The sequence below is a fragment of the Shinella sp. M27 genome (assembly GCF_049199905.1).
Taxonomy (GTDB): domain Bacteria; phylum Pseudomonadota; class Alphaproteobacteria; order Rhizobiales; family Rhizobiaceae; genus Shinella.
The window spans coordinates 25,694-44,941 of record NZ_JBLZPK010000019.1; the positions used below are offsets into that span (position 1 = coordinate 25,694).

The window sequence follows — 19,248 nt, forward strand, 5'->3', positions numbered from 1 at the left end:
CAGCGAATTGGAGATACCGATGGCCGTGTCGCAGTCCACCATTCTCGTCGTCGAGGACGAACCGCTCATTCGCCTTATCCTGATCGAAGCTTTGGAGGGCGAGGGTTATAGGGTATTGGCAGCGTCCAATGTCTTGGAAGCCATCGGACACATGGCAAGGCACGCCGAAATCGACGGTCTGGTGACGGACGTCGATCTGCCCGGTGGGCTGAGCGGCCTCGATCTGCTGGAACTGTTCAGCAATTGCCGGCCTGAAGCTGCCAGGATCGTCGTTTCAGGCAGGGGCGATCTGGAAAAAGCGGCGTTGCCGGCAGCGGTCCGGATTTTCGCGAAGCCCTATAGCCTCGTCAATGTGATCGCCGAACTCGACAATCAAATAGCGGCGAAAGACGCCTCCCTGCCTGCCAGCCGTATGCGTTCCTAGCATCGAGGCGCGCTCGGCAGCCTTGGACCGCGTGGGCGCACACTGTCCCTCTTATGTTCCTTTCCATTTTTTCAAAAATTTCACAGATTTACCACGCTTTCCAATTCCGCGGACGTCACCATATAAGCCCGAGACATCTTGAGAAACGGCAAAATGACTTTTACTCCCAACGCAATCAGCGAAATGGACCAACGTATCCGGGCGATCGACTGGGAGAAAACGTCCTTTGGTGGCGAAGCCGACTGGCCGCAGGAACTGAGGATGGCATTGAGCCTATGCCTCACCACTGCGATTCCGACAGCCCTTTACTGGGGCGACGACCTCCGCCTCCTCTATAATGACGCCTGGGCGCCAATTGCCGGGGAAAAACATCCATGGGCGCTGGGGCGTCCGGCTCGCGAGGTCTGGGCCGATATCTGGCATGTGATCGAGCCCCAACTCCTCGCGGTACTGCAGACCGGCCAGGGATTTTCGGTCGCCGATCAGATGCTGCCCATGAAGCGCGGCGGCCGCATACAGCAGACCCATTGGGATTATAGCTTCGCGCCGATCTTCGGGCCGAACGGCAAGGTCCTCGGCATATTCAACCAAGGCAACGAAACGACGGCGCGCCTATCGGCCGAACGCGCGTTGCGCGCCAGTGAGGAGCGGCTGGAGTACGCTCTGCGTGCATCGGATACGGTAGGCACCTGGGACTGGGATGTTCCCAATGACCGGGTGATCGCCGATGCGCGCTTCGCGAAGCTTTACGGCGTGCCCCGCGAGAAGGCCGCCTCTGGCGCGCCTATCACCGACTTCTTCACGGCTATTCATCCCGACGATCTCCCCTGCGTGGAAAAGGCAATCGCTGCGGCATTGAAAGACGGCGGTATCTTCTCCCAGGAATACCGCCTCTATCAGCCGGACGGCACCCATAAATGGGTCATCGCCGAAGGCCGACCAACGCTCGCACCCGACGGAACGCCTCTGCGTTTCCCCGGCATCAGCTTCGACATAACCAACCGCAAAACTGCCGAGGCGGCACTGCGCGACAGTGAGGAGCGATTCCGGGCCATCACCAACTCCATCGACCAGATGATCTGGTCGACCACACCAGACGGATTCCACGACTACTATAATCAGCGCTGGTACGATTTCACCGGCGTTCCGCCAGGCTCGACCGATGGCGAGGGCTGGGCCGGAATGTTCCACCCCGAGGATCAGGACCGTGCTTGGTCGGTCTGGCGGCATAGCCTGGAGACAGGAGAGCCTTATCACATCGAGTATCGGCTCCGTCATCGAAGCGGAAAATATCGCTGGGTGCTGGGCCGCGCGCAACCTGTGTGCAACGAACATGGTGCAATCACCCGCTGGTTCGGATCTTGCACGGACATTCAGGACATCGTCGACGCACGGGAGGTTCTCGCCCGATCTCGTGAGGAGCTTGAAAAGGCGGTGCAAGAACGTACAGTCCGGCTGTTGGAGGCGGAAGCGCAGTTACGGCAGGCACAAAAGATGGAGGCGGTCGGGCAGCTCACCGGCGGTGTCGCCCACGATTTCAATAATATGCTCGCCGTCATTCTGGGCGCCATGAATCTGCTCGAAAGGCGCCTCGCGCGCGGGGAAACCGATCTTGGGCGTTATATCGAAGCCGCCAAGGACGGTGCAAACCGTGCAGCAGCTCTCACCCAACGTCTGCTCGCCTTTTCCCGCCGCCAGCCACTGCAGCCTGAGATAATCGAACCGAACCGCATGGTTGCGGGCATGAGCGACCTGCTGACGAGGGCTCTCGGGGAGCAAGTCCAGGTTGAAACCGTGCTCGCCGCTGGACTATGGCGCATAAGTGCGGATGTCAGCCAGCTTGAGAATGCGATCCTGAATCTTGCCGTGAACGGCCGCGATGCGATGCCGAACGGCGGCCGGCTCACCGTCGAAACGGCAAACACCTTCGTATCCGAGGACTATGCCCAGGAACATTCGATGTCGCCCGGCCAGTATGTGATGATTGCGGTCACCGATACCGGAACAGGGATGAGCGGCGACACCCTCGCGAAAGCCTTCGATCCCTTCTTCACGACAAAGGAAGTCGGCAAGGGGTCCGGCCTCGGCCTGAGCCAAGTTTTTGGCTTCGTGCGCCAGTCCGGCGGACACGTGAAGATCTACTCCGAACCGGGCCACGGTACCACCGTGAAACTATACCTACCCCGTCATTACGGTGAGACGGAAACCAGAGAGGTTTCGCCGCAGAATGCTGAGCCTGCTCGCGGCGCACACGGTGAACTCGTGTTGGTGGTGGAGGATGACGAACGGGTGCGCAACTTCTCGGTGGAGGCGCTGCGTGAACTTGGTTACACAGTGATGGAGGCCGAAAGCGGCGCGGCAGCGCTTGCCCTCTTGGGAACGGGTCTCAAGCCCGCGCTCCTCTTTACTGATATCGTCATGCCGGAGATGACGGGCCGCGAACTCGCAACGCTCGCAACGAAAAAGTTAGGTGAGTTGAAGGTGCTCTACACCACCGGCTATACCCGCAACGCCGTCGTTCATAACGGCATCTTGGATGCGGGCACCCAGTTGCTTCAAAAGCCTTTCAGTCTGGAGCAACTAGCTGAAAAGGTTCGGCGTGTTATGGACGGTTAGGTGTACCACTTTGAAGTCAGGAAACGACAGCTCGCTCCGTCTGTAACGCGAGGTCACTTTGTCAACGCGCGCGGCCGCATTACCTTGACGGTGTTCATTTTAGATCCAGCGGATAGACAGGCCGTCGAACGTGAACATAGCTTCGCCGAGCAAGATCCGGTGAGCTGAGTCCGCCGGCATCCATGACGATCATGCGGGCCGCGATCGGGCCAAAGGCGCCCTTGAAATGCTGCATTGACTTCACCGCAAGGATCGCTTTTTCCGTTGGCTCGATGCCCACCGCGCGGAAGATGTTCTTGTCCAGCATCTGCATGCGCTCCGAAACGATCATTATATCGATGCCGTCGACACGCAGGCAAACGCTCCGGCCACAGGTACCCGGCAGCCCGGTAAACATAGGTCCCTCGAATACGAAACGGCCATCGCTGATGGCCATCACCCTGCCTGATACCGTCAGCGGGCCTCCCCCGACTGTAGGGTCCTTTCGCCCACCGATCGTCACGGTTATGTCATCCCCGACACCGGTTGCGGCGATCTCCGCGACAGCCTCTGGATCGAGCAATGCTCCGGCGGCGGCATTGGATAGTTTCGCTTGCAGCATGGCCGCGATCAGTGCGGTGCAATCGCTGTAGGCGCCCGAGCCCGGATTGTCGGAAAAGTCCGCCACCACAACAATGCCATCCGCAGGGTCGGCATCCTTCAGCGCCGCGATACATTCGACAAGCGGCACCGGCTGCGCCCATTCGTGACGGTAGGACCAGATGGCGGCGCAAAGGCGCTCGCCAACACGCTCTGCCACCTCCGTCTGCGCAACCGCACTATCATATGTAACGACGACGCTTGGCCCGGCGGCCCAGACATCGGCATCCGTAAAGCCGGCATTGACCGAGACATTGAGGATGCCTGGTGCCGCAGCTTCGGCATCAGCCCTTTCAAGAAGGCGGCACATCGGACCGTTGTCGGTGGTGCGCCCGTCGTCGCAGCCGAGCAGCATGGGCGGGCGGGCGATGGCGAGTTTCGGTACAATCTCGCCAGCCATCGCGTCGTGCAGCAGAACGCAAGCCCTGACGCCGACTTCCCGCATATCGACATGCGGATAGGTTCGAAACGAGATGGAAATCTGCACGAGCGCCGCAAGGTCGTCGAACACATTGGCGTGGAGATCGAGTGTAATGGCCACCGGGATGTCGTCACCCACGACGGAACGAACCTCCCGAAGGAACTGACAGTCGCCATCCTCGTCCGTCTCGGTGACCATGGCGCCATGCAGCGCGACGAATATCCCGTCGAAAGGGCCGCTTTCGCGCAGTCGGTACAGGCATTCCTGCGTTATCTCGGCGCGCGCCTCCTCGCGGATGATACCATTCGGCTCAGCATGTGCCGCGACGATGTAGACCGGCGTCCAGCCTTTTTCCCGCGCAATCTCGATTGCTCCGCCGACCTCCGAACCCGTGCCCTCGAAATTGTGCGGGATTTCCTCACCCTTGAAATAATGCGACGCGTGAAAATCTTCGATACCGGTCCGGTTCAAAGTGAAGGTATTAGATTCGTTGATAAACTCGATGATAGCGACACGATAGGACATGAAAACCCTTCCCTGCCGTTACGCGGCAGACAATGACGAAACGAATGAGTTTGGTGTCGGGCGCTCCATGGCGAACCTCAATGCGCGATGCGGCTGAGGAAACGACGAGAACGGAGCGCGGCCTTTGGACTGAAGAAAGTGTCGGGAGCAACGGCCTCGACGATCTCGCCCCCTTCCATGAAAACAATACGGTCGGCGATGCGGCGCGCAAATCCCATTTCGTGGGTCACGCACAGCATCGTCATTCCATTCGCGGCGAGCTTGGCCATGACCTCGAGCACTTCGGTAATCGACTCGGGATCAAGCGCTGAGGTCGGCTCATCGAACAGCATGACCTGGGGCTTGAGGCAGAGGCTGCGGGCTATGGCAACCCGCTGCTGCTGACCACCTGAAAGCTGGTAGGGGAACTTGCCGGCGTGCCCGTCCATGCGCACGCTGGCAAGCAGTTCCATGGCAAACGCCTCGGCCTCCGCCCGTGCGACCCCATGGGTATGGATGGGCGAGAGGGTGCAGTTGCCGAGCACGGAGAGATGCGGGATGAGGTTGAAATGCTGAAAGCACATGCCGACGCGGTTTCGCACGGCCCGTACGGTCGCCGGCCGGTCGTCGAGCACGATGCCGTCCACCGTCAGCGCACCTGACTGGTGGGCTTCGAGCCGGTTGACGCAACGGATGAGCGTCGATTTGCCCGAGCCGGACTGCCCACACAGGACGATGCGTTCTCCAGGGGAAATCGCAAGCTCGATATCCTTCAGCGCATGGAATGCACCATAGAACTTGTTGAGCTTTTCGAAGCGGACGGCGGGCAGCTCTTCCATGACTTCTCTCCTACCGAGCGACCCAGGGGGTGCGGGTCTCGATCCGCCGCACACCCCATTCAATGAAGAGCACGACGACGAGATAATGGGCAGCTGCAACGTAGTAGACGCTGAGATCGAAGGTCTTCGAAAAGATGAAGCGCGCCTGGCCCATCAGATCGAACACCGTGATGACAGCCAGAAGCGATGTGGATTTCAGCAGCAGGATCACTTCATTGCCGAGTGCCGGGAGGGCCTTGGAAAGGGCGATCGGCAAGAGCACACGCCGGAAGGCCACCCAGCGGGTAAGGTTGAGCGCGGCATTGGTTTCCAGAATGGAGCGGGAGATCGTATCGAGGCTGCCGCGGATGATCTCCGCCTGATAGGCGGCAGTGTTCAGGATAAGCGCGAGCAGGCCGCAATAATAGGCGTCGCGGAAGAACCACCAGAGCCCCGCCTGCCGCAGTTCGCCGCTGAATTGTCCGGCACCGTAGTAGATCAGGAAGAGCAGCACCAGCATGGGCAATCCGCGCAGGACATTGACGTAGCCGAGTGCCAGAAACCCCAGGAGGCCCGTTGCGCGCGAGCGCGCCACGCCGATCGGCACCGCCAGGAAGAAGCCGAGAACGATGGCGGATGCCGTGAGGCCGATCGTGGTGAAGAGTCCATCGCGCCAGAGCGTCCAGTTGTCCAGCCAAAGGTCAAGCATGCTGGCCCCCTGCGGCAGTGAACCCACGCGAAGCCCGCCCTTCGAGTACCTTCTGCACCAGAGAGGACAGCGTCACCAGCCCGACATAGATTGTGCCGATGGCCAGATAGAACAGGAACGGCTCGCGCGTCGTATTGATCGCGATGACCGCGACATGGGTGAGATCGCTCAGCGCGATGACGGAAACGAGGGAGGTATCCTTGAGAAGGATGACCCAGAGATTGCCGAAGCCGGGCAGCGCATGGCGCCAGAGCTGCGGCAGGATCACCTTGTGGAAGGATCTTGCTCGCGAGAGACCGAGTGCAGCCGCAGCCTCGAATTGTCCGTTGCCGACGGCGTTCATCGCCGCACGCACGACCTCGCTGCCATAGGCGCTGATCACAAGGCTCAGCGCCACGAGTCCGGCAAAGAAGGGACTGATGGAAAGGTCGGCCTGCGGAAGGAAACGTCGCACCAGCCAGCTCAGCACGGCCTGCGCCTGATAGTAGAGAATAAGGAGCGTCAGAATTTCCGGCAGGCTTTTGAAAACGGTCGCATAGGCCTGCCCGACGATCCGCACCGGCGCCAGCGACGAGGAGCGCGCACAATGGATCGCGAAGGACAGCACGATGGCCACCGGAAAGGTTGCAAGGGCGAGGGCGAGGGTGACGCAGAGACCCCACAAAATCTCGTCACCCCAGCCGCCAGGCCCGATGACTAGAAGGGATAATATGTCCATGACCTGTCTCGGCACGTGCTGACGGCAGACAAAGCCCGCAGCCGGGCCTTGCCATAGTTTACGCCTGTCTGGATCGGGTTACTTGCCGAAGAGCTCGCTCGCATTCTTCGGCTTCTGACGGATGTCGAAGTCGAAATACTTCTTGCGGATCGTGTCGTAGGTGCCATTGCTCACGAGTTCGGCGAGGGCGGCGTTCACACGTTCGCGCAGGGCATCGTCATCTTTGCGGAAAGCAAGGCCAGCTCCCAGCGTGCCGTCCTGCAGGAACTCTTCGCCCACGAAAACACAGCAATCCTCGTCCTGCGCCAGCCAGTCGGCACTGGCGATCTTGGATTCAACCAGAAGGTCCAGGCGGCTGCTCTTCATATCAAGGAAGGCCTCACCGAGCGTCGGATAAAGCTTCACCTCGTTGTCGGGGAAAAACTGCTTGAGCATGTCGACGGCAATCGAGCCGGATTGCGTACCGATTACGAGGTCCTTCGCCGCGGCCGGCTTGACGTCGGCAAGACCAAGCTCCTTTAGCGCTACAAAACGCATGGTGTTGAAGTAGTAGGGGTCGGAGAAGCTGACCTTTTCCATGCGCGCGTCGGTGATGGCCATGGAGGAGGCGATGATGTCGAACTTGCTGGCCTGGAGTGCTGGAATGATGCCACTCCACTCGTTGACGCTCCATTCGCACTCAGCCTTCAGCTCGGCGCAGATCGCGTTGCCGAGATCGATGTCGAAGCCCTTTAGCTGGCCATCCTCGGCGACATAGTTGAAGGGCGGGTAAGCGCCCTCTGCTCCCATGCGGATTGTCTCTGCCTTCGCCGAAAGCGCGCCGGTCAGCACGAGCGCCATCGCTGCGCATGCATAAAGCTTCATTTTTTTCATCATCGTTCCCTCGTTCTTCTTTGCTGCCGGATTGCCTGCCACACGCGCTCCACCCGGCACGCCAGGCACCGAAGTCGGAAATAAAACATTGAAATTTCAGAGGCGCGCAGAAATGGGGCATCCAGTCCATTTTCATTCTGCCCCCATAGAATTACTGTTGAGATAGCGGCGCAACAATGCAAAAGATATATTCTTGATCATTAGTTTTTCTCATGTCCAATGACCGAACGCCAACGCCGAAAGCAGCTCGCTAACCTGCGCGCCCTCCGCGCCTTCGAGGCTGTGGGTCACCACCGAAGCTTCACGGCGGCGGCGAACGAACTTGCCGTCAGCCAGGGCGCCGTGAGCCACCAGATCAAGCACCTCGAAGAGCGGCTGGGCCGGCGCTTACTGGAGCGCAATGCGCGCGGCGTCAGCCTCACCTCGGAAGGCAGCCTCCTGCTCGATGTCTGCGCGCGTGCCTTTGAGGAAATCGCCAACGCCCTGTCGCTTATTGGTCAGGAGAACGATACGAGGATACTGCGCATCCGGACCGGCCCGTTCTTCGCAATGGAGGTGCTCGTGCCCCGTATGGCAGCTTTTCTTGCCCAGAACCCCGGCATTCAGCTCCATCTCATTAACCTGGAAGAACGAAGCGGCGGCCAAGAGCGCGAGGACGCGCAGATAAAGTACTGCCTCAACCCGCCGGCGGGCCAACATGCGATTGAGGTGCTGCGCGAGCGCCTTGTGCCAGTGTGCAGCCCAGCCCTGCTGGCGAGCGTCGAACCCGACACCGACATTCTATTTAGCCAAAACGTCGCGCGCCTTCACTATCGTGATGCGAGCGACTGGAAAAATTGGTTCGCTCACAACAACCTGCAGGAAACGCGCACGATCGCTAACCTCTTCTTCGACGACCAGCACACACTGCTCGCTGCCGCCCGGTCCGGCCACGGCATCGGCTTCTCGCATCGCGCCTTCGTGGAGGCGGACGTCGCGCGGGGTACGCTCTGCATCCTCTCCGAGGATATGTTTCAGCCGGAAGAATCTTACAAATTCATCTGCACCAAAGAGAGCATGAACGGCAATCCCGCTCTCGCACGATTCCGGGATTGGCTGATCGAGGAGGTACAAGCCATTCGCTAGTGGAAATGATGCAAAACAGTTTTGTGTCGCATCCTTCGACTTCACATATTGCCGTGTGAGCACTCTCGCTTCCGATGCTCTGCATGCCTCCGGACTTGGCATCCATCACCGCGCAGGTGGTACGCCGAAGCCATTGCCGTCTTGAGAACATGGTTCTCAGCCGTAAGCTCGAACACCACCGAGGCGCGGCTAGGCGGGAAGATGAGGCGTGCTAACAAGCTTGCTCTTAAGGCGAGCTGTATCCATGCCGAGTTCGATGAAACGATGCGCGTGCCGGGCAAGCGCGACGTTGTCATCCCAAAGATTGCGCCAGATGGCCGTTTTCAGCGAAAGGTCCTTGTCTACAATGGTCGTAGAGAAAGATTCAAAGGTGACGTAATCGTCCCAGCCGATGGCGACCAGCGCATCGAAGATCGTCGCAAAGTCGATTGTACCAGTGCCGAGATAGCCACGATGGCTCTCGCCGATATGGATATAGCCGATCTTGTCAGCGGCATGGCGGATGGCTAGGCCAACATCGGCCTCCTCGATGTTCATATGGAACGTGTCGAGATGCAGAAACACGTTCGAAGCGCCAGTGTCGTTGATATACGCAAGACCTTGAGCTGCAGTATTCAGCATATTGCTCTCGAAGCGATTGACGATTTCGAGGTTGAGCGTAACGCCTGCAGTCTTTGCCCGGTCGGCAACCTTCGACAAGGTTGAGACGCTCGTGTCCCAGTTCTTCCGGGTGAGACTACGCTCCAGCTTGCCATGAGCGGAACTGAGAATACCCGCCAATTTCGTGCCGCCGAGATCGCGCACCAGTGCGACCGCACGGTCTAGGATGTCGACGCCGTTTGAGACGACCGAGAGATCATCGCTAGAAATGTCACCTTCCGGCGGAAGCCCCATGCTAATCGCCACGTCGAGGCCGAGTTCCCGGATGCGGCCGGCAAGCCACTTCACATCGACCTGTTGCGGATCAAGATAAGAAAACTCAATGAGCTTGTAGCCCAACCGGTGCGTGTTCTCGAGCGCCTTTTCAAGCTCCTCGCGTGAAGAGCCTGCGCTCCAGACAAAGGAATGGACACCGATTTTCGACATGATCCCGGCTACTTTCTGAAATCGATTGGAAGAAGGTCGGACGGGCACGCCGCTTTCGCCTGCGTGCCCGTCCATCTGGGAGGAAGAGTTAGCGGGCTGCGGTCCAGCCCTTGTAATCCTTGACGTTTTCTGCCGTGATGAGCTGCGGATCGAGCAGCACGACCGGCTCAGCCGGCTTGGTGCCGTTCAGAACCTCGACGCCGAGCTTCAATGCCTGGCCGGCCATGACATAGGGGTCCTGCGATGCCGACGCCTTGATCATCGAATTGCCGCTGGCGAGCGACGTTTCGATATCCGGCGCGCCATCGACCGCGGTGAAGAAGAATTCGCTGCGGTTTAGCTGCTTAGCGGCAAGCTCGGCGCCGATCGCTGTCGGGTCGTTGATCGCGAAGACGGCATCGATCTTGTCGAACCGGGTCAGCAGGCCCTGCATGACGGCAAGGCCACCATCGCGCGAACCCTGGCCATTCTGGTCGTCGGACAGAATCTTGATGTCGGCATGCTTGCCGAGCGCATCCTTGCAACCCTGAACGCGTTCGAGGATCGACGAGGAAGCCGGGCCGTTGATGATGATGACATCGCCCTTGTTGCCAAGCTTTTCAGCGATGTAGTTGCAGGCCTCTTCGCCGGCCTTGACGTTGTTGGTCATGACGGTGACGTCGGCGCCCGGCGCGGAGACGTCGAATGCGGCAACGACGACGCCGGCGGCCTGCGCCTTCTTCACGGCGGGTGCGATTGCCTTCGCATCGACGGCATTCAGCATGATGATATCGACGCCGGCGGCAATAAAGCTGTCGATCTGCGAGACCTGCTTGTTGAGGTCATAGTCGGCCGAGACGGAGATGACTTCGACATTCGGATTGATCTCCTTGGCGCGGTCCTCGATGCCCTTGATCGTGGCGACGAAGAACGGATTGCCGAGCAGACCGACCGAAATGCCGATCTTGTTCAGGTCTTTGGCGGCTGCGGGCATGGCGAGCGCGGCAGCCATGGCGGTGCCGACGAGCAACTTTGACATAAGACGCATGTTTTCCTCCTTTGGTGGCGCTTGTCGCGCCGTTGTCTCCGGTTGCGACCGGTTCGTTCAGCCGGACCTCACGTCCGGCTAAGCCCTTTGAGCCTGTAGCGATCGAGGCCGACGGCGACGATGATGACGAGGCCCTTGATGATGTACTGCCAGATGTCCGAAACCCCGACCAGAATGAGGCCGTTGGAGAGAACCGCGATGATCAGCGCGCCGATAAGAGTGCCCCAGATGGAACCGACACCGCCGACAAAGCTGGTGCCACCGAGGATAACGGCGGCGATCGCATCGAGTTCGTACGCCTGACCGAGCTGCAGGCCGTTGGCCGCATAGAGGCGGGCTGCCGACATGGCGCCGCCAACACCGGAAAGCAGGCCGGACATCGAGTAGACGAAGAGCAGCACCAGCGGCACCTTGATGCCGGTCAGCCGCGCGGCCTCGGAATTGCCGCCAACGGCATAGATCCAGGTGCCCAGCACGGTGCGCTTCAGGATGAACCAGGACAAGATGATCGTGGCAATCGCGATGACGGCGAGCCACGGCACACCGAACAGCGAGCCGTTGCCGATGAAGTCGAACGGCAGGTCCGGGTTGAAGACGGTCGTGTCGCCGCCGAGCAGGCGCGCCACGCCGCGGATGGCGGTGAGCGAGCCGAGCGTCACGATGAAGGGCGGCAGCTGCAGCCAGGCGATGATCGCGCCGTTGAGGAAACCGCAGGCCAACCCGGCCACGATCGCCGCGGGAATACCGAGCATGCCGAGATCCGGCACCAGCGAGACGATGACCGCGATCATGGCGGAGGCGGCAAGGATCGAGCCGACGGAGAGGTCGATACCGCCCGTCAGGATGACGAAGGTCATGCCGGCGGCCAGCACCGTGTTGATCGATGCCTGCTGCATGACGATCGACAGGTTGTTGACCGAAAGGAACCGGCCGCTGAGCACATGGAAGCCGATGGCCAACAGTACAAGCACCGGCAGCATGCCGAGCGCCGTCAGCGTCGAGCGCAGTTTCAGCTTTTCCATCCGGCCCTGTTCGGTTTCGCTCGCACTCATGGTTTCGTCCCGTCTTCTTCGTTTCTGTCTTCGCAATCAGGCTGCATGGCCGGCTGAGCCGGTCGCAAGCGCCATGATCGCCTCCTGCTCGATCGGCACTTCTGCCGAACCTGTCACTTCACCGGCGATCCGCCCCTCACGCATGACCAGCACACGATCGGCAATACCGAGGATTTCCGGCAGATCGCTGGAGATGACGACGATCGCGATGCCGTTCTGTGCGAGGTCGTCGATGATCCGGTAGATTTCCGACTTGGCGCCCACATCGACGCCGCGTGTCGGTTCGTCGAGGATGATGGCCTTGGGCCTTGTCTCGAGCAGACGCGCAAGCAGCACCTTCTGCTGGTTTCCCCCGGACAGAGCACCGACATTGATTTGCGTACTGGCTGTGCGGATCGAGAGCGACTTCACCGAATGTGATGCCCGTTCTTGCGCTCGCGCAAAGTTGCGCACCCCGGCTGCCTTCGCATCATCGGCAATCACACCGATATTGATGTTGTCGCTGATCGACATGTCTAGGAACAGGCCGAGCGCCTTGCGATCCTCCGTGAGGTAGGCGATACCCGCATCCAGCGCGTCACGTGGCGAGCTGATCGCAAGCGGCTTGCCATTCAGCATCACTTCGCCGGACGTCCGGTTGTCGGCGCCGTAGACGAGGCGCGCCAGTTCCGTGCGCCCCGAGCCGACGAGGCCCGCAATGCCGAGTACTTCGCCGGCGCGCACCTCGAACGAGCAATCATGCACCTTGCTGCCGTCGCCGACCTTTTCGACCGAAAGCACCGCCGAGCGTTCGCCGGCGCCTTGCCGATGCTCCTTCTTGTAGAAGGATGAGAGATCCCGGCCGACCATCATCGAGACGAGCTTGCTGGCGGAAAGATCCGCACGGTCGAGGGTGCCGACATAGGCGCCGTCACGCAGCACACTCACCCGGTCGGAGAGCTGATAGATCTCCTCCATGCGGTGGCTGATATAGATGATGGCGATGCCATCGGCTTTGAGACGGGCAATGACGTCGAACAGCCTGTCGGTCTCGCGGCTTGTCAGCGACGTCGTCGGCTCGTCCATGACGATGATGCGGGCATTGGTGGTCAGCGCGCGCGCGATCTCCACCATCTGCCGTTCGCCGAGCGACAGCTCCGCGACGCGGCGGGAGGCGTCGAAACCGATGCCTAGCTGCTTGAGAATAGGTTCTGCCCGGCGGCGCATTTCCGCGCGATCGGCAACGCCGAAACGTGACGGCTCGTTTCCGAGAAACATGTTCTGCGCCACCGTCAGGTTCGGCGCGAGCGAAAGTTCCTGATAGATGACCGCAATGCCATAGGCCTTGGCCTTCAACGGGTCGCCGAGCGCCACCGTCTCGCCGTCGATCAGCACCGAGCCGCCCGGATCGGCCGTGTAAGCGCCCGACAGGATCTTCATCAGCGTCGACTTGCCCGCGCCGTTCTCGCCCATCAAAGCGTGCACTTCGCCGGAATGGACCGCAAGGCTCACCTGCGACAAGGCTTTCGACGCACCGAAGGTCTTGCTGATATCGCGCATCTCTAGGAGCGCGCGCTGCCCGTTCGCCGCTGCCGTCATGCACGCTTCTCCTTTCGCGAGGCCCATTCACCCGATGCCATGGCATCGACCTGGTGCCGCCATTCCCGCCGGTATTCGTCGAGACCGGGAATGCGTGCAGGTTCGGCGACCACGCAATCGTTGACGAAGGGATTTCGACCAATCGCGTCGAAGACAAGTGCGGCGGCACCAAAGGCGCTACCCTCTGGATTGGCGCTTGTGTGCACGGTTTGATGCGCGCGAAGCGTCGCGAGAACGGGGGCATAAAGTCCCGTTTTCACAAGGCCGCCGTCGATGACGATCGCATTGGTCGAGCCGATGAGGTCGAGAGACAGATCCGTCATCAGCGCGACATAGAGCATGGCGACCGCCGCCTGTTCCTCGCCTTCGACCGCCGGGCCAACGAAACGTCCCTCATGGCCAGGCATCGGGCCGCCAAGCGCGAAGGATGGCAAGGCAAAAGCACGCTTGGCGATCACCGTCGCCACCGCCTCCGGAGAAACCGGCTGTGCCCAGCCCCCGCTTGCCACATCATATTCCCGACCGCCCATGAAGCGGATGGTCGCGACCGGCTGATGGTCGACGGTGACGTTGGCCAACATGTCGCGCGCGGCGTCGAGCTTTTCAAGCGGACTTGCCGTATTGAAGATGACGACCCATGTGCCGGTCGATATAAGCGTAAAATCCAAGAAGCCGAGCGAGCGGTAGAAGTAAAGCGCGGCATTGCTGTCATGCACGCCGTTATGCACCGCGACCTTCGTGCTGCGCCCGTCGTCGAGCGTCACCGTATGCGCGCCAATAACGCTGCCAGCACGCGCGAATTCCGGCATCTGGCCGCGCCAGCCCATGCGATGGACGAGGCTGCTGAAATCGTCCTGCAGCGGCGCCCAAAGATTGGAATGGCAGCCGAGATAGGAAACCTCCGAGACAAGCCTGTCGGAGAACTTCCAGGTCCAGAACTGCGGATAGGCGAGGATGGCATCAGCCTTGGCGATGAGCCCCGGGTCCCGCTCGTTCAGCCACAGCAGATGCCGCCCATAGTTGAAACCCAGCGGCAGCGGCGGCGAATAGGTTTCGTTGAATTCGGGCGCCATCGCGTCGATATGGCTGGCGATCTCGGCGGGCGGCTCCTGCTCATAGTCCAGAATTGCGTGAACGAGCGCATCGCCCGCAACAAGCGCAAATGTGCAACCGTGCCCCGAGAAGATCATGCGATCGACACCGTGCGTCGCAACTGCCCGCGCCAGCTCATCCTCCATCCAGCGAAAGAAAGCGACATCATCCAGAACGCGCAGATCCGCGTGCTCGCGCCAGACGGGCCGGGTTCGCGCCTCATCGATCACCCGGCCCTCCGCCGAAACGATGAACAGCTTGGAATTCGTCTTACCGAGATCAAAGACGGCGATGGGGAACTGGCTCAATTTGCCCCCCCGGTGGTTGCGATCACGATGCTGACGCCGGCATCTTCCATCATCTTGGCGGCGGCATCGGTCAAGCCGTCATCCGTGATGATCGTTCCGATGCGCGACAAAGGCAGGGCAATGTTGCGCGGCTGGATCGAAAACTTCCGGCTGTCGGCCAGCAGAACGATCTCATCCGCGCAGGCCGCGAGCTCGCCGATGACCTTGACGAGCAACGGATGGGACTCGAGCAGCCCCTTGCTACTGATGCCCTGCGTGCCGACAAAGAACCGCGAGGCGAAGAAGCCAGGGGATCCCACCGAAGGGTCGTGAATTATGCCCGGCTCACGGTAGAGCTCACCGCCGGCGACCGACAGCTGGCAAGTGCCATGCTCGCCAAGATGAGCGGCAAGCGGCATCGAATTGGTCCAGACACGAAGATTGCGCCGCGCCAGGAGAGTGCCCAGTTGATAGCATGTCGAGCCGGCATGCACGATGATGGAATCACCGTCGCGCACGAGATCCGCAGCGGCGGCGGCGATTGCCCGCTTTGCCTCGACCGCGATGTCGCGGTTCTCGTCGTAAGGCCTTGCTGAAAGGCGACCACTGTCGCCCGCCTCGCTGGCGGAAATCCCGCCATAGACCTTCCGGGCCCGGCCCAATTCATGAAGCTTGTCGATGTCACGACGGATCGTGGCGGGAGATGCGCCGAGACGCTCCTGAAGATCGCGCACCGAAGCAAAGGGCGTTTCCCGCAAAAGGTCGATGATAGCCTTGTGGCGCTCGGTGTCGTTCACGGGTGCTCCTCTCCGGCGTCTCCCTCGCCGATGAACGAAGATAATCACACTAATACGATGCGATCAAGATATGTGACGTATTTTCTTCACTGTTGACGACATTCGATCATATCAATACGATCTACAGAAAAGTTTGCTCATCATGGTGCGAATTGCCGACGATGGCTGACAGGTTTTTCTAGAGGAGGAGGCCAGCATGGCTTCGGGCATTCGGGCGGAAGACATTCCGGCCTTCGACGCGTTTCTCGGTCTTTCGAGGGAAATCGGCAGTGACGTTTTGAAGACGCAAGGTGCTGGCGGCAACACCTCATTCAAGCGCGATGACATGATGTGGGTAAAGGCGTCCGGCACCTGGCTTGCCCATGCCGGTGAGCGCGACATCATGGTGCCCGTAACCGTGGCGCCGCTGGTCGCGGCGCTCCGGGCCGGCGACCCAAGTGCCGAAAAGGCAACCGACTTTATCGTTCAGGCACTGAATGCCTCCGGTCTGCGCCCCTCGATCGAGACCAGTTTTCACGCCGCCCTGCCACAGGCGGTCGTTGCCCACTATCACTGTGTCAACGCGATTGCGCTCTCGGTGCTCGAAAACCGGGAAGCCGTTATTGCGGAACACATGGCGAAACTTCCCGACTTGACCTGGGCGACCATTCCATACCGTCGTCCGGGCACGCCACTTGCTTACGAAATCGACCGCGTTGCCGATAACCGACCGGACGTGCTGATCCTTTACAACCACGGCATTATCGTAACCGGCAAGACAGTGGAGGAGGTGCGTGAGCGCATCGCCCGCGTTACCGCCGCGCTATCCGTCAAGGAGCGTGCGGGCGCGCAGGTCGACCAGGTTGCGCTGCAAGCTCTCGCGAACGGTTCGGACTTCCACGTGGCCGAGGATGCCGGCAGCCACAAGACCGCACTCAGCCAGGTCAACGTGGCCTTCGCGACGCGCGGTTCACTCTATCCAGATCACGTCATCTTCCTTGGTACCGAGATCGGAGTGCTCGCCGACGGAGAGACGGTAAATGCCTACAAGGAAGCACGCCGCTCACGCAATCTTCCAGTCCCGAAGATACTGCTTGCACCCGGCCGCGGGGTACTGCTGGCCAACGAACTGACTACGGGCGGGCGCGTGATGGCGCGCTGCCTGGCAGAAGTTGTCTCCCGCATTCCAGATGGCGCATCGGTGGCCTATCTCAGCCCCGATCAGGAGCATGAACTGACCCACTGGGAGGCTGAACAATATCGTCAGGCGCTCGACCGCAAGGCAAGCAAACAGGCATGAGTACCGATAGAAAGCCCGCCGTCGCACTTGGCATCGACCTTGGCACCTCCGGAGTGCGCGCCGCCTTGCTGTCCGACGACGGCAACCTGATTGATATCGCTGCTTACCCATTCCCGAACGCCGCAGCCGGGCGATTGCCTTCGACCTGGTGGAGCGGCACCAAGTCTTGCCTTGCCGAGCTTGCCTCGCGCAACACCTTCGCGTCACTCGAAGGCGTCGCCGTTGACGGCACGTCCGGGACGGTCGTCGCGATCGATGCCCGCGGGATGCTGGTGGGCGAGGCAATGATGTACAACGATCCCTGCCCCGACCGCACCATTGTCGAGCGCATTGACACCGAGGCGCCCCCGGACAGTCCGGCGCGAGGGGCGACCTCCGCGCTCGCGCGCGCGATCCACCTTTCCCGTCGATCTGGCGTGCACGCAATCGTGCACCAGGCCGACTGGATCCTGATGGCTCTTGGCCTCGCCAGCGCGACGAGTGACGAGAACAACGCACTCAAGACCGGTTACGATCTTGCTGCCGAGTGTTGGCCCGACTGGCTGGATTCCTGTGGAATGGACATCGCCCTGCTGCCTGCGGTCAAACGAGCCGGTTCACCCCTGTCGACGATCACAGCGAGTGGGCTTGCGCTCGGCCTGCCACCGGGATGCCGCTATTTCGCAGGGACCACAGACGGTTGCGCTTCGTTCCTCGCAACGGGCGCTTCGACAGTCGGCGACGGCGTCACCGCACTCGGCTCCACACTGGTTGTGAAGCTCGCATGCGCGCAACCCATAAATGCTGCCAACTTTGGAATTTACTCGCATCGCATCCTCGATTTCTGGCTTGCCGGCGGCGCATCGAACGCGGGCGGCGCGGTCATCCGGAAATTCTTCGACGACGACCAACTGAAATCCATGACACCGAAACTGCAGCCGGACGTTTCGAGCTGCCTCGACTACTACCCGTTGGTGACAGCAGGCGAGCGTTTTCCTGTCAACGATCCCACCTACCCGCCCCGGCTGAGCCCACGCCCGGCCGATGATGTCATCTTCTTCCAGGCAATTCTCGAGGGAATAACCACCATCGAAAAATCGGGTTATGACAGGCTTGCTGAGCTGGGCGGCCCAAAACTGTTGTCCGTCCGAACGGTCGGCGGGGGCGCAGCCAATCCAGGCTGGACGCGAATGCGGGAAAATACGCTTGCGGTTCCCTTTCTTTCGGCGCGCTCGGCCGAAGCCTCCGTCGGCACCGCTTCGCTTGTTCTTGCCGGAAAGGATCGGTGGCTTTGAGGACCGTACAGCACATCACTTTTGCCGCCCTGGCGGCGCGCTATGACGCTTTCTTCATCGATCAGTTCGGCGTACTACGGGACGACGAAGGCGCATATACCGGCGCCAATGCAGCACTACGCCATCTGAAGGCGCTCGGAAAAACCGTCATCATCCTTTCAAACTCCGGCCGCAGTGGCGAATACAACGCCGAGCGCTTGGTCAAACTCGGGTTCGACCGGGCAGGTTTCGACCATTTTCTGACCTCCGGCGACGTCGCCTACAGCATCCTTGCCAATGAGACCGGCGGAAACGCCGGCGCTATGCGATGTCTGACGATTTCAAGCGGGGGTGATCGCAATCTTGCCGAACGGCTCGGCTTTGAAAGTACAGAGGATGCAACGCGCGCCGATATCGTCATCATCTCAGGAAGTGAAGCGGAGAGGGTTCCGTTTTCGACCTATCGTGATCGACTAAGGCCCGCCGCGGAACGCGGGGTCCTCTGCTACTGTACGAATCCTGATCGGCACAAACTCGTAATGGGCGGCGGGACGGCGCCTGGAGCCGGCAGCATCGCGCTTGCCTATGAGACACTCGGCGGCCCCGTCCGCTGGTTCGGCAAACCCTACCCCGCAATATACCAACACGCCCAGTCCCTGATCTCCAACATCGCTGCGGATCGCATTGTCTGCATTGGAGACAGCATCGAACACGATATCGCGGGCGCAGTCGGCGCGGGCCTTACGTCGTGCCTTGTTCGCACGGGCGTGCTTGCAACCAGTTCCGAAAGCGAACTCGCTCTGATCTCCGAAGCGCATGGCGCGCTGCCCGATTTCTTAATGGAACGCCTAACACCGTGAATGAGCAGGAATGCCACAAGAAGTAACGGCGGCTGATTACTGGGACGCTGCGTGGCGGATAACTGAGCGCCACTTTGAAAGAAGACCGGC

17 protein-coding genes are annotated in these 19,248 nt (G+C 60.5%); 6 read left to right on the forward strand and 11 right to left on the reverse strand.

From position 1 onward, the window contains the following. Positions 1-19: 19 nt before the first annotated feature. Together ACOZK4_RS07415 and ACOZK4_RS07420 are read left to right on the forward strand one after the other, a co-directional pair. The gene (locus ACOZK4_RS07415; RefSeq protein ID WP_313525998.1) at positions 20-424 is read left to right on the forward strand and encodes a response regulator; all 405 of its coding nucleotides are present in this window, start codon (positions 20-22) and stop codon (positions 422-424) included. Between the two features lie 153 nt (positions 425-577). Continuing rightward, positions 578-3,040, forward strand: coding sequence for a PAS domain-containing protein (locus ACOZK4_RS07420; RefSeq protein ID WP_421591320.1), 2,463 nt, complete (start codon positions 578-580; stop codon positions 3,038-3,040). A 94-nt stretch (positions 3,041-3,134) separates the two neighbouring features. Here ACOZK4_RS07420 and ACOZK4_RS07425 read toward each other — a convergent pair whose 3' ends face one another. The 5 genes from ACOZK4_RS07425 to ACOZK4_RS07445 form a co-directional block, all read right to left on the reverse strand. Next, positions 3,135-4,625, reverse strand: a complete 1,491-nt coding sequence (locus ACOZK4_RS07425; RefSeq protein ID WP_421591322.1) for a M81 family metallopeptidase — start codon at positions 4,623-4,625, stop codon at positions 3,135-3,137. Between the two features lie 77 nt (positions 4,626-4,702). Beyond that, the gene (locus tag ACOZK4_RS07430) at positions 4,703-5,443 is read right to left on the reverse strand and encodes an amino acid ABC transporter ATP-binding protein (RefSeq protein ID WP_421591324.1); all 741 of its coding nucleotides are present in this window, start codon (positions 5,441-5,443) and stop codon (positions 4,703-4,705) included. A gap of 10 nt (positions 5,444-5,453) precedes the next feature. Continuing rightward, on the reverse strand, positions 5,454-6,131 hold the full coding sequence (locus tag ACOZK4_RS07435; protein WP_421591325.1) for an ABC transporter permease: 678 nt from the start codon (positions 6,129-6,131) through the stop codon (positions 5,454-5,456). Next, positions 6,124-6,849, reverse strand: a complete 726-nt coding sequence (locus ACOZK4_RS07440) for an ABC transporter permease (RefSeq protein ID WP_421591327.1) — start codon at positions 6,847-6,849, stop codon at positions 6,124-6,126. The genes ACOZK4_RS07435 and ACOZK4_RS07440 overlap by 8 nt, the downstream gene beginning before the upstream one ends. A 78-nt stretch (positions 6,850-6,927) precedes the next feature. Continuing rightward, entirely contained in the window at positions 6,928-7,713 is a 786-nt protein-coding gene (locus ACOZK4_RS07445; RefSeq protein WP_421591328.1) for a transporter substrate-binding domain-containing protein, read from the reverse strand. A 228-nt stretch (positions 7,714-7,941) separates the two neighbouring features. Here ACOZK4_RS07445 and ACOZK4_RS07450 point away from each other — a divergent pair, with 228 nt between their 5' ends. Then, the gene (locus ACOZK4_RS07450; RefSeq protein WP_313526018.1) at positions 7,942-8,847 is read left to right on the forward strand and encodes a LysR family transcriptional regulator; all 906 of its coding nucleotides are present in this window, start codon (positions 7,942-7,944) and stop codon (positions 8,845-8,847) included. Positions 8,848-9,036: 189 nt separating this feature from the next. Here ACOZK4_RS07450 and ACOZK4_RS07455 read toward each other — a convergent pair whose 3' ends face one another. The 6 genes from ACOZK4_RS07455 to ACOZK4_RS07480 all read right to left on the reverse strand — a co-directional run bounded on the left by ACOZK4_RS07455 (position 9,037) and on the right by ACOZK4_RS07480 (position 15,766). Then, on the reverse strand, positions 9,037-9,933 hold the full coding sequence (locus ACOZK4_RS07455) for a sugar phosphate isomerase/epimerase family protein (RefSeq protein ID WP_421591330.1): 897 nt from the start codon (positions 9,931-9,933) through the stop codon (positions 9,037-9,039). 88 nt (positions 9,934-10,021) lie between these two features. Next, positions 10,022-10,960 (reverse strand): ABC transporter substrate-binding protein, encoded by a 939-nt coding sequence (locus ACOZK4_RS07460; protein WP_313526024.1) that lies wholly within the window; start codon positions 10,958-10,960, stop codon positions 10,022-10,024. 68 nt (positions 10,961-11,028) lie between these two features. After that, entirely contained in the window at positions 11,029-12,012 is a 984-nt protein-coding gene (locus ACOZK4_RS07465) for an ABC transporter permease subunit (protein ID WP_421591332.1), read from the reverse strand. 36 nt (positions 12,013-12,048) lie between these two features. Continuing rightward, the gene (locus tag ACOZK4_RS07470; protein WP_421591333.1) at positions 12,049-13,590 is read right to left on the reverse strand and encodes a sugar ABC transporter ATP-binding protein; all 1,542 of its coding nucleotides are present in this window, start codon (positions 13,588-13,590) and stop codon (positions 12,049-12,051) included. Continuing rightward, positions 13,587-14,990, reverse strand: a complete 1,404-nt coding sequence (locus tag ACOZK4_RS07475) for an FGGY-family carbohydrate kinase (RefSeq protein WP_421591334.1) — start codon at positions 14,988-14,990, stop codon at positions 13,587-13,589. Before ACOZK4_RS07475 ends, ACOZK4_RS07470 begins: the two co-directional genes overlap by 4 nt. Next, a complete protein-coding gene (locus tag ACOZK4_RS07480; protein WP_313526036.1) occupies positions 14,987-15,766 on the reverse strand; it encodes a DeoR/GlpR family DNA-binding transcription regulator in 780 nt (259 codons plus the stop codon). The genes ACOZK4_RS07475 and ACOZK4_RS07480 overlap by 4 nt, the downstream gene beginning before the upstream one ends. A 196-nt stretch (positions 15,767-15,962) precedes the next feature. Between ACOZK4_RS07480 and ACOZK4_RS07485 the strand changes: the two genes are divergently transcribed. The 3 genes from ACOZK4_RS07485 to ACOZK4_RS07495 are packed head-to-tail and all read left to right on the forward strand — an operon-like array spanning position 15,963 to position 19,158. After that, entirely contained in the window at positions 15,963-17,045 is a 1,083-nt protein-coding gene (locus ACOZK4_RS07485) for a class II aldolase/adducin family protein (protein WP_421591336.1), read from the forward strand. Beyond that, the gene (locus ACOZK4_RS07490; RefSeq protein ID WP_421591337.1) at positions 17,042-18,319 is read left to right on the forward strand and encodes an FGGY-family carbohydrate kinase; all 1,278 of its coding nucleotides are present in this window, start codon (positions 17,042-17,044) and stop codon (positions 18,317-18,319) included. The genes ACOZK4_RS07485 and ACOZK4_RS07490 overlap by 4 nt, the downstream gene beginning before the upstream one ends. Continuing rightward, complete coding sequence (locus ACOZK4_RS07495; protein WP_421591381.1) at positions 18,316-19,158, forward strand: TIGR01459 family HAD-type hydrolase; 843 nt, start codon at positions 18,316-18,318, stop codon at positions 19,156-19,158. Before ACOZK4_RS07490 ends, ACOZK4_RS07495 begins: the two co-directional genes overlap by 4 nt. Positions 19,159-19,248 lie beyond the last annotated feature (90 nt).